Source organism: Campylobacter sp. 2014D-0216 (assembly GCF_014931215.1).
In the GTDB taxonomy this organism is placed as follows: Bacteria; Campylobacterota; Campylobacteria; order Campylobacterales; family Campylobacteraceae; genus Campylobacter_D.
Genome location: NZ_CP063089.1, coordinates 1,021,319 through 1,036,988 on the forward strand (window position 1 = coordinate 1,021,319; position 15,670 = coordinate 1,036,988).

General features: G+C 32.5%; 16 protein-coding genes. 4 read left to right on the plus strand and 12 right to left on the minus strand.

Annotation, left to right across the window (positions count from 1 at the left end):
• Position 1 precedes the first annotated feature (1 nt).
• Genes A0083_RS05145 through glmU form a run of 3 tightly spaced genes read right to left on the minus strand, consistent with a single transcriptional unit; the run spans position 2 to position 3,071 of the window.
• Entirely contained in the window at positions 2-622 is a 621-nt protein-coding gene (locus A0083_RS05145; RefSeq protein ID WP_197552598.1) for a hypothetical protein, read from the minus strand.
• Positions 619-1,782: a bifunctional phosphopantothenoylcysteine decarboxylase/phosphopantothenate--cysteine ligase CoaBC gene (gene coaBC, locus A0083_RS05150; protein ID WP_197552600.1), complete on the minus strand. Its 1,164-nt coding sequence runs from the start codon at positions 1,780-1,782 to the stop codon at positions 619-621. Before coaBC ends, A0083_RS05145 begins: the two co-directional genes overlap by 4 nt.
• Positions 1,779-3,071: a bifunctional UDP-N-acetylglucosamine diphosphorylase/glucosamine-1-phosphate N-acetyltransferase GlmU gene (gene glmU, locus A0083_RS05155; protein WP_197552602.1), complete on the minus strand. Its 1,293-nt coding sequence runs from the start codon at positions 3,069-3,071 to the stop codon at positions 1,779-1,781. The genes coaBC and glmU overlap by 4 nt, the downstream gene beginning before the upstream one ends.
• A 145-nt stretch (positions 3,072-3,216) precedes the next feature.
• Here glmU and fliP point away from each other — a divergent pair, with 145 nt between their 5' ends.
• The 4 genes from fliP (at position 3,217) to A0083_RS05175 (ending at position 9,880) form a co-directional block, all read left to right on the plus strand.
• Positions 3,217-3,951 carry a flagellar type III secretion system pore protein FliP gene (gene fliP, locus A0083_RS05160; protein ID WP_120759288.1) on the plus strand — a complete coding sequence of 245 codons (735 nt, stop codon included), beginning with the start codon at positions 3,217-3,219 and terminating at the stop codon, positions 3,949-3,951.
• Between the two features lie 51 nt (positions 3,952-4,002).
• Positions 4,003-5,751, plus strand: a complete 1,749-nt coding sequence (locus A0083_RS05165; protein WP_197552604.1) for a bifunctional anthranilate synthase component I family protein/class IV aminotransferase — start codon at positions 4,003-4,005, stop codon at positions 5,749-5,751.
• The gene (locus A0083_RS05170; protein ID WP_120759292.1) at positions 5,748-6,311 is read left to right on the plus strand and encodes an anthranilate synthase component II; all 564 of its coding nucleotides are present in this window, start codon (positions 5,748-5,750) and stop codon (positions 6,309-6,311) included. The genes A0083_RS05165 and A0083_RS05170 overlap by 4 nt, the downstream gene beginning before the upstream one ends.
• Positions 6,312-6,760: 449 nt before the next feature.
• Positions 6,761-9,880: an autotransporter outer membrane beta-barrel domain-containing protein gene (locus tag A0083_RS05175; protein WP_197552606.1), complete on the plus strand. Its 3,120-nt coding sequence runs from the start codon at positions 6,761-6,763 to the stop codon at positions 9,878-9,880.
• 231 nt (positions 9,881-10,111) lie between these two features.
• On the opposite strand, the gene A0083_RS05180 is transcribed toward A0083_RS05175, so the two are convergent.
• The 9 genes from A0083_RS05180 to ffh all read right to left on the minus strand — a co-directional run bounded on the left by A0083_RS05180 (position 10,112) and on the right by ffh (position 15,648).
• On the minus strand, positions 10,112-10,441 hold the full coding sequence (locus A0083_RS05180) for a Spx/MgsR family RNA polymerase-binding regulatory protein (RefSeq protein WP_197552608.1): 330 nt from the start codon (positions 10,439-10,441) through the stop codon (positions 10,112-10,114).
• On the minus strand, positions 10,435-11,775 hold the full coding sequence (locus A0083_RS05185; RefSeq protein WP_197552610.1) for a class II 3-deoxy-7-phosphoheptulonate synthase: 1,341 nt from the start codon (positions 11,773-11,775) through the stop codon (positions 10,435-10,437). The genes A0083_RS05180 and A0083_RS05185 overlap by 7 nt, the downstream gene beginning before the upstream one ends.
• 50 nt (positions 11,776-11,825) lie before the next feature.
• Positions 11,826-12,179 (minus strand): cupin domain-containing protein, encoded by a 354-nt coding sequence (locus A0083_RS05190; protein WP_232087551.1) that lies wholly within the window; start codon positions 12,177-12,179, stop codon positions 11,826-11,828.
• Between the two features lie 2 nt (positions 12,180-12,181).
• Positions 12,182-12,538 carry a 50S ribosomal protein L19 gene (gene rplS, locus A0083_RS05195; RefSeq protein ID WP_012661698.1) on the minus strand — a complete coding sequence of 119 codons (357 nt, stop codon included), beginning with the start codon at positions 12,536-12,538 and terminating at the stop codon, positions 12,182-12,184.
• An 11-nt stretch (positions 12,539-12,549) separates the two neighbouring features.
• Positions 12,550-13,254, minus strand: a complete 705-nt coding sequence (gene trmD / locus A0083_RS05200) for a tRNA (guanosine(37)-N1)-methyltransferase TrmD (protein ID WP_197552612.1) — start codon at positions 13,252-13,254, stop codon at positions 12,550-12,552.
• Entirely contained in the window at positions 13,251-13,775 is a 525-nt protein-coding gene (gene rimM, locus A0083_RS05205) for a ribosome maturation factor RimM (RefSeq protein ID WP_120760364.1), read from the minus strand. The genes trmD and rimM overlap by 4 nt, the downstream gene beginning before the upstream one ends.
• Positions 13,765-14,010: a KH domain-containing protein gene (locus A0083_RS05210; RefSeq protein WP_120760365.1), complete on the minus strand. Its 246-nt coding sequence runs from the start codon at positions 14,008-14,010 to the stop codon at positions 13,765-13,767. Before A0083_RS05210 ends, rimM begins: the two co-directional genes overlap by 11 nt.
• Position 14,011: 1 nt before the next feature.
• Positions 14,012-14,239 (minus strand): 30S ribosomal protein S16, encoded by a 228-nt coding sequence (rpsP, locus tag A0083_RS05215; RefSeq protein WP_012661702.1) that lies wholly within the window; start codon positions 14,237-14,239, stop codon positions 14,012-14,014.
• 71 nt (positions 14,240-14,310) lie between these two features.
• Positions 14,311-15,648: a signal recognition particle protein gene (gene ffh, locus A0083_RS05220; protein WP_197552614.1), complete on the minus strand. Its 1,338-nt coding sequence runs from the start codon at positions 15,646-15,648 to the stop codon at positions 14,311-14,313.
• Positions 15,649-15,670 lie beyond the last annotated feature (22 nt).

Here is a 15,670-nt window from a genome sequence, read left to right on the forward strand (position 1 = left end):
TTTAGCCCTTTATATCCATCAATCTCTTAAAAACAAACATCGGTTGAAGTGAACTAACCACTTCAAATTTAAAATGCTCATTCAAAAACTGTGCTACCTTAGAAAATGGTGTTTGTATACGCTCTACCTTGCCATCATTAACAATGATCTTCAAAGCTCCAAAAATTTCAAAATACAAATATACCTCTAAAATATTTCCATTTTTTCTTGCTTCAAACAAAGCTCGATTTCCTTCATATACAAAAGGTATATGATAAACCCCTTCAAAAAACGCAAAAAACATTTCTTTATACACTTCAAATTCATAAGTATGACTACTATTAAGCAAACCTTGAATAACAGCTTTTTTATACCAACCATCTTCGTCTGCGTGCTCTAAAAGTCTTTCTATAAACTCCCCACCTTGTTCAAAAAGCCGAATTTTAGGTTTTTTCAAAAGATTTTTAAAAGAAATCACCCCTCTATCTTCATACACTTCAGCTAAGTATTCTTCCCCTACTTCAAGCTCTATCATGCTTTTTGTTTCAAGTTTTTTGGTATTTAAAAGCAACACATAACGATTATATGCACGTTTTTCAAGAATTTGCATTCTTACTGGCAAAGTAGAATTAATGATGTTCACCAAAGCTTCCTTAATTCATCAGCCAAAATAAAAGCAAGTTTTTCTTTTTTTTCTTTTGCACTTTGAAAAGTATGTTTATGAGTGATAAAACAAATGCTATTTTCATCACTTCCAAAGCCCATATGCTCATCTAAAACATTCAAACACACCATATCTAGCTTTTTATCTATTAAAGATTTTTTAGCATTTTCTAAAGCATTTTGCGGATCAAATTCCATTTTAAAGCCTATTTTTTTGCCTTTAAAATCCAAATTTTTCAATATATCTTCATTGAGTTTTAAACTTAGATCAAGTCCATTTGGATGTTCATTTTTCTTAATCTTCCCCTTATAAGCTTCAAGAGTAAAATCACTCACAGCAGCCGCCATAATCAACACATCAAAGTCTTTGTATTTTTCTAACTTCTCTTTTAATTCTAAAGAAGATTCAAATTTTTCCAATGCATAAGGTGTTTTAAAATCCACCGAACTCACCAACACCACTCTTGCACCTAAAAAATACAAAGCATCGGCAATAGCCTTTGCCATTTTACCACTTGAAAAATTACTAATACATCTTACATCATCGATCTTTTCTTTAGTACCGCCACCACTGATAACAAAGCTTTTATTTTTGAAAAAATCCTCCTGCATTAGACTTCTTTTTAAAGCACTTATAATGCTATCTAGCTCAGCCAAAGCACCCAAGCCCTCATCTTTGCAAGCTAAAGTCTTTACTACAGGATCTATAATGATACAACCTTGATCTTTTAAATTTTTTAAAGATGTTTGAGTGCTAAAGTGCAAATACATTTTTGTATTTGCAGCAGGAGCAATCAAAAACGGTTTGCTTTTATCCACCGCCATTAAAGTTTGGATAAACAAATTATCTGCTATCCCGTAGTTTAATTTATTAATAGAATTAACACTAGCAGGCGCAAAAAGCACCCCATCACAGTCTTTACTAAAAGCGATGTGATTATTTGTATTTTGCCAACTCTCATTTTCTTGACACAAAAGCTCATCTGCTAAAGCTTCAAAACTAAGCTTGGTTGCAAAATTCATCACACCCAAACTAAGCAAAACCTTAACTCTAAAGCCCTCTTTTTTTAATAAAGAAATAAGCTCATAAGCTTTATAAAAGGCGATACTTCCGCTTACTGCTAGCAAGATGGTTTTCATTTTTTTCCTAATTTTTTATAGAAAAACTCTTCTATGGTTTGCGCTTTAGCTCTATTGATATACAAAGACCCTTTGGCTACATTTTTATACACCGTGCTTCCTGCTGCAATGATCACTTCATTTTCTATTTCAACCGGAGCAATAAACTGCGTGTCAGAACCTACAAAAACATTTTTACCTATCTTAGTTTTATGCTTTTTAACCCCATCATAATTACAAGTAATCGTGCCACAACCTATATTAGTTCCCTCATCAATCTCACAATCACCTAGATAACTCAAATGCCCCGCCTTAACTCCATTAAGTAAAGCATTTTTACACTCAACAAAATTTCCTATATGAGTGTTTTTAATCTGACATTTTGGACGCAAATGCGCCAAAGGCCCTACATCGCTATTTTCCACCACACTATCTTCAATCACACTAGAACTTTTGATGATAGAGTTAATAATTTTTGATTTTCCTTCTATGCGCACATTCTCATACACCTCGCACTCACCTACAAACTCTACATCATCTGAAATAAAAGTCGTCGCAGGCATATGAAAAATCACCCCTTGCCTCATCCATTCTTTTTTAATCGCTTCTTGCATAAGATCTTGTGCCAAAGAAAGCTCAACCTTATCATTTACCCCCATGAAATCTTGCTCATTCACAAACACCGCATCGATTTCATAGCCTTTTTCTCTTGCTAAATACACCGCATCAGTGAGATAATACTCTTTGGCTTTGTTTTCATTTTTTATCAAAGGCAACACTTCTTTTAAAATCGAAGCTTTGATGGCATAAACTCCGCTATTGCAAACGCTTATAGCAAGTTCTTCCTTGCTTGCGTCTTTTGTTTCTACGATTTTTTGAATTTTATTTTCTTTTAGCACTATTCTTCCATAGCTTTTTGGATCCTTAGCATCAAAAACAGCTACATTAAAATCACTCTCATTTAAGGCTATTTTCTCTAGATCCTCTGCCTTTACCAAAGGCATATCTCCACATAAAATCAAAACTTTTTCATGCTTACTCTCATAGCCCCTTAAAGCTCCTGCAGTACCTGGAAAATTTTGCAAGTCTTGCTCTAGGAAACGCGTGCTAGGAAAATGCTCCAAAACCACCTGCTCCACTTTCTCTTTCTGATGTGAAAGCACCACGCATACATCATCGCTGATTTTATATGCTTGTTTTAAAATATGCAAAATCATCGCTTTTGATCCGATTTTTTGAAGCACTTTTGGGTTTTGTGATTTCATACGCGTGCCAAGTCCAGCAGCCAAAATAAGCACAGAAATTTTCATACATAACCTTTTTAAAAATTTATTGCTTATTTTATCAAGCTAAAGTAAAAAATTATCTACATTTATTTTATAAATTAATCTTGCATTCTTTTAAGAGTAAAATTGCTAAAATACTTTCTTTATTTTTATATTATGAGGAAAAAAATTGAGGGTTTTATTTATTTTGTTTTTATCAAGCTTAGCTCTTTTAGGTGCTGAAGCAACCATACCAACTGTAAATTTAAGTCTTAGTGCACCAAGTAGCCCTCAACAACTTGTAACCACTTTAAACATTGTCATAGTTTTAACCATACTCGCACTTGCACCGACAATCATTTTTGTAATGACTTCATTTTTAAGACTTGTAGTGGTGTTTTCTTTCTTAAGAACGGCCCTTGGTACTCAAACCATGCCACCTAACACCATTTTAGTAACCCTAGCTTTAATCTTAACTTTTTTCATCATGGAACCTGTGGCTACAAAATCATACAACGAAGGTATAAAACCTTACATCGCAGAACAAATCGGCTATGAAGAAGCTTTTGCAAAAAGTGTAAAGCCTTTTAAAGATTTTATGCTTAAAAACACAAGAGAAAAAGATTTGGCTCTTTTTTATCGGATTAGAAATTTAGAAAACCCAAAAACCATCGATGATGTACCTTTGACAGTTTTAGTTCCTGCTTTTATGATCAGCGAGTTAAAGACGGCTTTTGAAATAGGCTTTTTACTTTTCTTGCCTTTTTTGGTAATTGACATGGTAGTAAGCTCGGTACTAATGGCCATGGGTATGATGATGTTACCTCCTGTGATGATTTCCATGCCTTTTAAGCTACTCATATTTGTACTTGTAGATGGGTGGAATTTGCTCATACAAAATTTAGTCAAAAGCTTTTTAACCTAGCTTAGAATAAATTTAAGCATTTTTATTTGCACTTTTAAATGAAAGGCTTTTATGGAATTTGCTATCTTTGGAAAACATCTCTTCACCGATCTTGCTTTTAAACTCAAAGCACACAATCAAAAAGAAAGTAAAAAAGCCTTTAAAATCATAGAAAAAAATCAAAACAAATACTACTTTGTAGGCTATATCCAATATGAATTTCACAAATACCTAGAAGACAAAAACTATCAAAGCAAAGAACCTTTTTTGTATTTTTTTGCTTACAAAACACGTAAAAAATTCTCAAACAAAACACAAGCTTTAGATTTTTATCCGCAATTTACCCGCGAACTTGACCAAGAGCAGTATTTTCAAAATTTTGAAAAAGTCAAACAAGCCATCGCAAAAGGACAAAGCTACCAAGTCAATCTCACTCAAGAATTACATTTACAATCCAATCTTAACATGTATGAGAGTTTTTTAAGTCTTTATTCTAAACAAGACACTCCTTATAAAGCCTATATGAAAAATGAATTCTTAGAACTTGCTTCTTTTTCACCTGAGCTTTTTTTTAAAATCAAAAACAACAAAATCACCACAAAACCTATGAAAGGCACCATTAAACGCTCAGGCGACCCTGAAGAGGATGAAAATTTCAAAGCTTTTTTAAAACAAGATGAAAAAACCATCAGTGAAAATGTCATGATCGTGGACTTACTACGCAATGACATATCTAAACTAATCAAGAAAAATTCCCTAAAATGTAAACTTTTTGAAGTCAAAACCTACCCCACTTTACACCAACTCATCTCAAAAATCAGCGGCACACTCAAGCCAAAAAGCACTTATTTTAAAATTTTTAAAGCCTTGTTTCCTTGTGGTTCTATCACCGGTGCGCCCAAACTAGAAACAATCAAACTCATACAAAGCCTAGAGCAAAGAGAACGTGGTATATACTGTGGAGCTATAGGCTTCATCCATAAAAATAAAGCCAAATTTAGCGTAGCCATACGCACCTTAGAACAAAAAAATCACGAAAACCATCTAAAATACGGCGTAGGCAGTGGGCTTGTATGGGACTCACAAAAGCAAGATGAGCTAGAAGAACTCAAACTCAAAAGCAAAATTCTAAAGCCTGATTTTTATTTATTTGAAACGATGTATTATAAAGATCATTTTGTCTTATTTTTTAAAGAACACTTGACAAGACTACTAAATTCGGCTAAATTTTTTGACTTTAACACACAAAAAATCATGCATGATTTTAAAAACATACTTACCCAAAAAGATAAAAAAACGCACTTTAAATCTCTACAAAGCTTCAACGAAGCAGTTTTCAATAAAGCATTTTTTCTCACCAAAAGTCACTTTAACCCAAAAGGCCAAAAAGCTCTCAAACTAAAGCTTTTTAAAAACGGCTCTTATGAGTTAGAATTTAGTGACTTGCATAACAACCCTAGCACCAAAATACTCCTAAGCAAAGACAAGCTAAAGCCAACTCTTCTTACTCATCACAAAACATCTTTGCGTAGCTTATACCAAGCCCATGCACCTTTATGGCAAAAGCACCACTGTTATGATGTTGTTTTTTTCAATGACCAAAACTTACTTTGCGAAGGATCAAGAACCAATATCATCGTTAAAATCCACAATGAGTATTTTACTCCTTATGCAAAACACTGCCTAAATGGCATATACCGACAAGCACTTTTAAAACACAAACTCATCAAAGAAAAAAACATCACTCAAGATGAACTTTTAAATGCTGAAGAAATTTACGCCATCAACTCTTTAAGAGGTTTAAAAAGGGTGTTTATATGAAAGTTTTAATCATAGACAATTACGACTCATTTACCTATACCATTGCTTTTTATCTCAAAGAACTAAACATTCCTTATCAGATCATACAAAATGATCAATTCAAAAATCCCAAAAAACTTGAAAAATACAACTTCACTCATCTTTTAATCTCCCCAGGTCCCAACTCTCCAAAAGAGTCTAAGCTAAGCTTAAAAGCCATTAAACACTTTAAAAAAACTAAAAAAATTCTTGGTATCTGTCTAGGACATCAGTGTATAGCCCATGCTTTTGGTGGCAAAATTTCAAAACTCCCCAACCCAACCCACGGTAAAGTAAAAACTATAAAATTTAAACCAAATCCACTTTTTAAAAATCTTGAACAAAATTTTAAAATTTGTTTATATCACTCTCTTTATGTTAGCCATATAGGCAAAAAATGCGAAATTTTAGCCCACAACGAAGACAATATCATCATGGCTTTAAAACATAAAAAATACGACATCTATGGAGTACAATTCCACCCCGAAGCCATACTAAGCCAAAATGGAAAAAAGCTGCTTAAAAATTTCTTTGTTATATAAAGATTAGTTTTTATTTATGAAATTTTTATTATTAAACTTATTTTAAACATTAGCAAATTATAATTACGCCTTTTGTTACATTTCATTTATATTAGGAGTAAACATGACTTGTTTCACGGGGGGGGGGAATCGATAATTCCCAAATCAAACATTCTTTAAATTCATCAAACCAACTCTCATTTTTTACGAAAAAAACCTTTCTTTCTTTAGCAACTATTTCATTTTTAGCTAGCTATGCTAATGCAAACATCATAAGTGATCATAACCATTCAAGTGGTACTATCCAAATAACTAGTAAAAACCAAAGAGATATCAGTGGTGGAGGTTGCAGTAATACAAACTGTACGATAAGTGATACTAAAAATCAACAAATCACTATTAGCGGACCCAATGGTGGTACTTTAACCATAACTCAAGATGGTAAGATTGATGCTAATGGACAAGGTGTTTTGGTAAATAGTAGTGCTAATAATGTAACCATTGATAATCAAGGAGTGATTAAAGGTAGTGTTAGTGGTATCAAAGTAGAAGGAAGCACGGCAAATAAAGTAACCAATAGTGGCACTATACAAGGTGGAAGCCACTATGGGGTATTTGCTAGCGGTGGAGCCACTATTCATAGTATTGAAAATAGCGGTTTAATAAATGGACAATCAGGTATATTTATACATGCTTCAAAAACTGGAACAATTAACAACAGCGGAGCTATTAATGGAACAAAAGATTACGGTGTTATGGCTTATAATTCCAACATTGATTCTTTAAATAACCAAGGAGAAATATACGGAAGATACGGTATTTTAGCTCAAGAAAATGCTTCTATTAAAACAATTAAAAATCAAGGCAGTATTATAGGAAACCATGGTATTTATTTTCATTATAGCAATATTCAAACCATTGACAATCAAGGACTTATATTTGGAAATACAGGAGGGGTTTATATAGAAGGTGTAAATAACTCTATAAACCATATCAAAGCAGAAGGTGAAAACGCTATCATTGCAGGAGGCACTACAGGGATTAAAATCTTCAACAAAAGCACCATCGGCTCAAATGATAAATCCCCTAACACCAACGCTATTGATCTAGACAATGGCGCAGTAATTGCCTCAGCTACAGTTAAAGATGATAAATTAACATACAACCCAAATGGCACAGCCTTGCAAAATGATGGCACTATTAAGGGCAATATCAATCTTAACAATGAATCTAAAATCATTGGTTCTGTTTTAAATAAAAACACTATCACAGGCAATATCACTCTTAATGGTAAGTCTTATATCACTTCCATTAACAATGAAAAAACCATCCAAGGTTCTATAGACTTAAAAGGTAATTCTCAAATAGGCACTATCTTTAACGAAGGCACCATTGAAAAAGGTATCCATCTAGATCAAAGCTTTATATCTTCTATAGAAAATAAAGGCACTATTAATGGTGATGGTATCACACTAGCAAATAAAAGTCAAGTAGGTTCTATCATTAACCATGAGGGTGCTAAAGCTGATTTAGACTTAAAAGGAGGCTCTTTTGTAGGTTCTATCACTAACAATGGTGATATGACAATCACTAGAGATGATACAAGTAAGATAGGTATATTTAATAATCATGGTAATATAAACAATGAATTTGAAAACAAAGATAATTTAGATGTCTTGATGAATGATGAGGGTGCTATCTTAGAAAAAGGTTTAGATAATAGTGGAAAAATCAATTCAGGTATTGATAATAAAGGTACTATCCAACAAACTCTAGCCAATAGCGGCTCTATTACCATTATAGACAACAAAGGCAATATAGAAAGCATTAGCAATCTAGCAAATACAAAAACTAAAGACAATAAAGACAAAGCCCATATTGGAACTATCATCAACTCAGGAACCATTAGCCATGTTAAAATGCCTTTAGCAACACTAGATGATACAGCTAATATGGATCATGCTTATGCTATTTATAATAATGGCACAATAGACTTTTTATATAATCAAGCTAATGCTGTCATTAATGGAGGCATTAACAATGAAGGCTCTATGAATATCATCAATCATGGTAGCATACACAATGGTATTACAAATACAGGTACTATTACACTTAGTTCTAATTTTACTCCAAGCTTTAACAAAGCAAGTGAACATAATAATGGCTTTATTGGTAAAAATAACAATGGCCACCAATTAGAAAACAATAATAAGGGTAAAATTAGCATAGATGGTTGGTATTTTAATGCTTTAGAATATACTAAAGATAACAACCAAAGATTAGAAAATTCTATCATCATAGGTGGAGATAATCTAGGTGGTATTTATGCAGATAATATTTATGTTAATACTAAAGATTTAGTATTAAATCAAATCTATGATAGTAATACTTTCTTTGCAGATAAAAATGGAAATAGCCAAGGAAATGAAACTAACAATGGTGCAGGTGTAGATGCAAGCAATATCCATAGCATTAGTGGAATTTATAACTTTGTGAATGTAGGTAAGGGTCAATATGCAGCCGTAGTAGATACTAAAGAACTTAGTGGTAAAACCTTAGCAAAGTCTATGGTATATGCTTCAAGATTAAGAGCGATTAATATCTCTAATATGTTAAGAGACATCACCTCTCAAAACTTCCAAACAGAATTCTCTCAAGCATTAAATATGCAATTATCTAAACAAGGTGAAGCTTATGGTAATGATGCAGACTTATTAGCAGAATTAGAAGACATCTTCATTCCTAATAAAAACCCACATGCAAAAAACCATACTTTCTTATTGCCTTATTATAATCACTCTAATATCAAGATAGGAAAAACAACAGGTCATTTAAAGGTTAATACTAGTGGTTTAATAGGAGGTTCTCAAAGAGAACTACCTAAAGACTATGGTGTGATAGGTTTTTATCTAGGATATGAAGATAGTAAAAAAGAACAAGCTAGACAAAGACTAAGATTTGATGATAAAACATACTATGGTGGTTTAACTTATTATGGAGTATTAGCAAGAGATGGGATTAATCAATACTATCTTAGTGCTAGAACAATCTTAGATTATACTCAAAGTGATATAGAAAAAAGCTATCAAAGCTTACCTGTTAGTGTAGAAAGTGATACTAAGGTATATGGTTATGGAGCAGAAATTAAACTAGGTGCAAATTATTATAATACTTTAGATATTGCAAGAATTTCTCCTGAGCTTGGTCTTAGTTATTATGGTATGAGTAATAAAAACTTTTCTCTTTATCACTTAGGTGGAACAAAAGAACACTACCTAGCAGAACAGTTTAATTTTATTGATGCAAGTGCTGCTTTAAAATGGTATAAACCATGGAGTGATAAATTAAGAACCAATCTTACTATGGGAGCTATTGTAAACTTATACAATGATGCAAAAGGAAATTTAAAACTAGGCACTAATCATCTTAGTGCAAAAGTAGAAACTTCAAAGTATTATGGGTTTGGACAATTAGGTCTTTCTTATGCTATAGCACATAATGCTGACTTATCACTCAATTATGCAGGTGCATTTACCTTTGATGATACTAGTTCACATACGATGTTTTTAAAACTAGGTTTATGGTGGTAAGTTTTTTCACACTAACTATGATAGTTAGTGTGAAACTAAACTCAATTGCCCAGAGTTTGCTTGAAATAATTATAGACAACAAACAAACAACAACAAACAAAAGCACGTTAATCAAGAATACAAGTGTGTAATGGTATATAAATACCAAACTCCTTATTAGGCAAACTCTCTAATAACATTAAGCTAAAAAGCTTAATGCTTATTAGCAAACTCTGGGGAGTTGGGTGGGGTTTAGAAGCTCTCATACTCTTTAGCGATGAAAACCTCACCATCTTTCACAATCAATGGACGTTTTATAAGTGTAGGACTTTGCAAAATCATCGCTTTAATCTCATCTTGACTTAGGCTTTGAAGTTTTTCTTTGTTTAGCCCTATTTTTCTAGCACTCGTACCTGCTGTGTTGACAAGCTCTAAAACACTTCTTTTGCTAAGCCAAAATTCCAAAGTTTCCTCATCTAGCTTTTTAATATCCAAAAACTCTAATTCAATTTGCTTGGAATTTAAATAATCCATAGCTTTTTTAACACTACCACAATTTTTAATACCATAAAATTTTAACATTTTCTTGCCTTTTTAACTAAATCTGCGATAATAAACGCTAACTCTAAAGCTTGATCAGCATTTAACCTTGGGTCACATTGTGTTTCATAGCGTTTAGAAAGTTCTTCTTGGGTGACATTCAAAGAACCACCTACACATTCGGTTACATTTTGCCCTGTCATCTCTAGGTGCACCCCTCCAGGATAAACCCCTTCGCTTATAGCGATTTCAAAAAACGCACGTACTTCTTGAATAATTTTGTCAAATTCTCTTGTTTTAAAATTCCCTGATTTGACTGTATTAGCATGCATAGGATCAACACTATAAAGGATGTTAAATCCTTCTTTTTTCAACTCTTTAAATAATCTTGGCAAGGCATTTTCTATCTTTTCACAACCCATACGAATGATGAAATTTAACCTACCCGCTTCATTGTTTGGATTTAAAACATTTGCTAGCTTTTTGATCTCATCTAAATCATAATTAGCACTAAGTTTAACACCAAGTGGATTTTTCACTCCACTTAAAAAATGCACATGCGCTTCATCAACCTTTCTTGTGCGTTCACCTATCCAAAGCATATGCGCTGAACAATCATAAATTTCCCCGCTTAAACTATCTACTCTAGTCAAAGCTTCCTCATAAGGTAAAAGCAAGGCTTCATGAGAGGTGTAAAAGGCGGTTTGAGAAAGATTTGGCGTATCAGTGATACCACATGCTTGCATAAACGCCAAAGCTTGAGTGATTTTTTCACTAAGCTCATCGTATTTTTGTCCAAGCTCTGCTTTTTTTAAAAAACCTAAATTCCACTTATGCACCACCCTTAAATCTGCCAAACCACCTTTTGAAAAAGCTCTAAGCAAATTTAAAGTCGTAGCGCTTTGATAATACGCCTCTAGCATTCTTTTAGGATCTGCCATTCTTGATGTTTCATTAAATTCAAAACCATTGATAATATCACCGCGATAGCTTGGAAGCTTAACCCCATCAAGCTCTTCAAAGTCACTGCTTCTTGGCTTTGCAAACTGCCCCGCAACACGCCCTACTTTTACGATAGGACATGAACCAGCGAAAGTAAGCACTATGGCCATTTGTAGCATGATTTTAAACATATCTCGTATATTATCAGCACCAAAATTCACAAAACTTTCAGCACAATCTCCCCCTTGAAGCAAAAACGCTTGAGAATTTACAACCTTTGCAAGAGATTTTTTAAGCCTATCCACTTCACCTGCAAAAACCAATGGAGGTAGTTTTTCTAACTTTGCGATAACTTCTTGTAGTTGGTTTTGATCAGGATAATGTGGTTGTTGTTGAATTTGGAAATTTCTCCAAGAATTTTTTGTCCATTTCATAACTTAACCCTAAATTTAGTAAGCTTAAATTATACAAAACAAGTCTTAAATTAAGATTTTAAAACCGCTTCGACACGTTTTAGACTATCTTGTTTATATAAAGTTAAACGGACGATAGAATCTTCCAATGCCAAAAGATTATGAACTTCATTAGCCTTTAAACTTATACTGTCTAACGTTTTTAGTAAGATTTGCTGATTTAAAACTCCAAAGTCAATAGAGCCTTTTAAAACATGTATAGTGATATCAAAAGGTGCTTTATGATCTTTCATAAAGCTGTCTTTTGACATATTAATGCAGATTTCTTTAGCATAATCATTCTCTATTTTCTTAGATATATTTATGCCATTTTGTATTTCTTGTTCCCAAGAAATAACTTCGTATTTTTGTGTTCTAAATTTCACAATTATTTTTTAAGTTCTTTAATACGCGCTGCTTTACCTCTTCTATCTCTTAAGTAGAATAATCTAGCACGGCGTACACGACCTCTTCTTAGTACTGTAATACTTTCTAAACTTTCACTATAAATAGGGAAAATTCTTTCAACGCCTACATTGTTAGCACCTATTTTGCGAACGATGAAAGTTTCATCTACGCCATTTCCTCTACGTGCTATACAAATACCTTCAAAATTTTGAATTCTTGTTTTATCGCCTTCTTTAATGCGAATAGCAAGTCTTAAAGTATCTCCAGCACGAAATTCTGGAACATTTTTACCTTCAATTTGTTTTTGCTCAAATTGCTCAATGTATTTATTTTTCATAACGATATTCCTTAAAATTTGCGTTCATGCTTTTGATACAAATCAGGACGAAAATATTTCGTTTTGCAAGACGCCAAAGTAGTTTTTAAAGCTGTGATTTTAGCGTGATTTCCCTTTAAAAACTCTGAAGGCACGCAAAATTTTTTATTTTCTTTTTCAAAAACAAAAGGCTTAGAAAAAGATGGTGCCTCTAATAAATCATTTTCAAAACTTTCCTCACTCAAACTCTCACTATTCCCCAGCACACCTTTAATATTTCTACTAATAGCATCACTCATCACTAAAGAAGCTAATTCTCCTCCTGTAAGGATAAAATCACCTATAGAAAACACCTCATTTGCAAATGTTTCAACAATACGCTCATCTAAACCTTCATAACGACTACTTACAAAGCAAATATGCTCTTTTTTACTTAATCTTTTGGCATCATTTTGTTTAAAAGTTTTAGCGCAAGGTAAGAGAAAGACAAAATGCACGTTTTGATCTTGTTTTTTTATATGCGTTAAACAATCATATAAAGGCTGAGCTTGCAGCAACAATCCCGCACCACCGCCTATTTTATAATCATCAACTTTCAAATGCTTATTAGTAGTAAATTCTCTAGGATTAACAAAAGCTAACTTTAAAATACCCTTTTCTTTTGCTCTTGCTAAAATCGAAGTTTGAAAATAAGGTTCTATTAACTCTGGGAATAAACTTACAAAAGTATATTTCATGAATTTTCTAAAATATCCATGGCAAATTGTGTGATAATTTGTTTATTTTCTATATCAACTTTTTGAATGTATTTATCCACATAAGGAATATAAAAATTTTTGACATTAGTTTTTAAATTTTCATCACATTTAATGCAAAATAAAAACCCTGCACCATTTTCCAAAATATCTTCAACTACACCTAGTTTTTGATCATTTTCAAAAATTTCACAACCTATAATGTCAAAATAAAAATACTCATCTTTTTTTAATTTGCAAGTTTCTTTAGTAGTTTCTATGCTTTGATAAAGCACAACATTAGTTAAAGTTTTAGCAGCTTCAACACTTTCAAAACCATCAAATAAAACCAAAGATCTTGTTTTATCAAAGGCTTTTATGGTGTAAATTTTTTGATGAATATCAAAAAATTTAGCACCTGCTTTAAACTGCTCATAAAAATCACTTAAATTATGTAATTTTACATAACCTTTCAAACCAACACTTTTTCCAAGTTTAGCAACTTGGACTAGATCATTCTTCAATAGCTTTTACCGTTATACGATATGAAGTTGCATCTTTAACTTTATAAGCCATGATGACTGTTTTTATAGCGTTGATTAATTTTCCATTTTTTCCGATCAACTTACCAGTATCAACCGGATCTACATAAATGATAATTTCGGCAAAATTATTTTCTAAATTTTGTCTTTTTATAACAACTTTTTCAGGAAAATCAACAATTAACTTTGCGTATTCTCTTAAAAAATTTTCAACCATTTTATTTGCTTGTAATAGCTGCTACTCTATCGCTTAATTTAGCACCTACACTTTTCCAGTAAGCTAAACGCTCAGCATCAAATTTTACTACTTCAGGTTCTACCATAGGATTATAATATCCGATGCTTTCTATCCAGCTACCATCACGTCTTTTTCTGCTATCAGTTACAACTATACGATAAAATGGTCTTTTTTTACGTCCCATTTTTGTAAGTCTGATTACTGTCATTTTAGTACTCCTAAATAAATTAAAATTTTGTTATAGATATTTTAACTTATATATCCATAAAAAAGCTTTAATTATTGTGGTCTTTTAGCTTGTTGTAACATATTCATAAAATTTTCCATACCTTTTTTATTTGAAAATTTCTTGGCAAGTTTAGCTGCATTGCTAAATTGTTTTAAAAAGCGATTTACCTCCATCTGTGATAACCCCGCACCCTCTGCTATACGGCGTTTTCTTGCATTATTCAACAAAGAAGGATTTTCTCTTTCTTTTGGCGTCATAGAAGAGATCATTGCTTTAATATGAATGATTTCTTTAGAATTATCCAAATCAATATCTTTGATATTTGCTGCCATAGAAGACAAACCAGGGATCATACCAATGATTGATTTCATACTACCAAGTTTTTTAACGCTTTCCATTTGATTTAAAAAGTCATTAAAGTTAAACTCACCTTTTTTGATTTTTTTATTGAGTTTTTTTGCTTCTTTTTCATCAATAATCGCTGCAGTTTTTTCAGCTAAAGTCGCTAAATCACCTTCGCCCATGATACGATTAACAATTCTATCAGGGATAAACACTTCCAAATCGGCTACTTTTTCACCCACACCGATAAATCTCAAAGGCACTCCAATTTGCTTTGCAATACCTAAAGCAACTCCACCTTTAGTATCTGCATCAAATTTGCTTAGTATAACCCCTGTGATCTCCAAAGCTTCATTGAAACTGCTAGCTGTTTTAACCCCATCTTGACCACTCATAGCATCCGCTACATAAAAAACTTCATCAGGATTTAAAATCGTTTTAACTTCTTTAAGCTCTTCCATCAATGCTGTATCGATAGCCAAACGACCTGCAGTATCCACAAGCAACACATCATACATAGAATTTTTTGCTTTTTCCAATGCTTGTTTAGCTACATTTAGAGGGTTGCTTTCATTTTCAATAAAAAATAAATCAAGCTCATTAGCTTGAGTAAGTTGTCTTAACTGTTCTACTGCTGCAAGTCTTTGTAAATCACATGCAGCGATTAATACTTTTTTATTTCTTAGTTTTAAATAATTTGCAATTTTAACTGTAGTAGTTGTTTTACCACCACCTTGCAAACCACACATTAAAACAACTGTAGGTGGTTTGCTTGCAAAAACAAATCCTTGATTTTTACCTTTTACGCTAAGGATTTCTTCTAAATTTTTCTTGATCGAATCTAAAAACTGCTTTTGTCCTATACCATTTGTTTTTACATCATTTTCCACTAAAGTAAGTAATTCTTTAGTAACTTTATGGTGTACATCAGCTTTTAAAAGGGCTTTTTTTAAAGTGTCAAGAGCGTTTTTTAAAGCTTTTTCATCATCAACAAAACGAAGTTTATTTACTGCGGATTTAAATGACTCACTTACTATTTCAAACACTTTATTTTCCCTTTATTAAAAT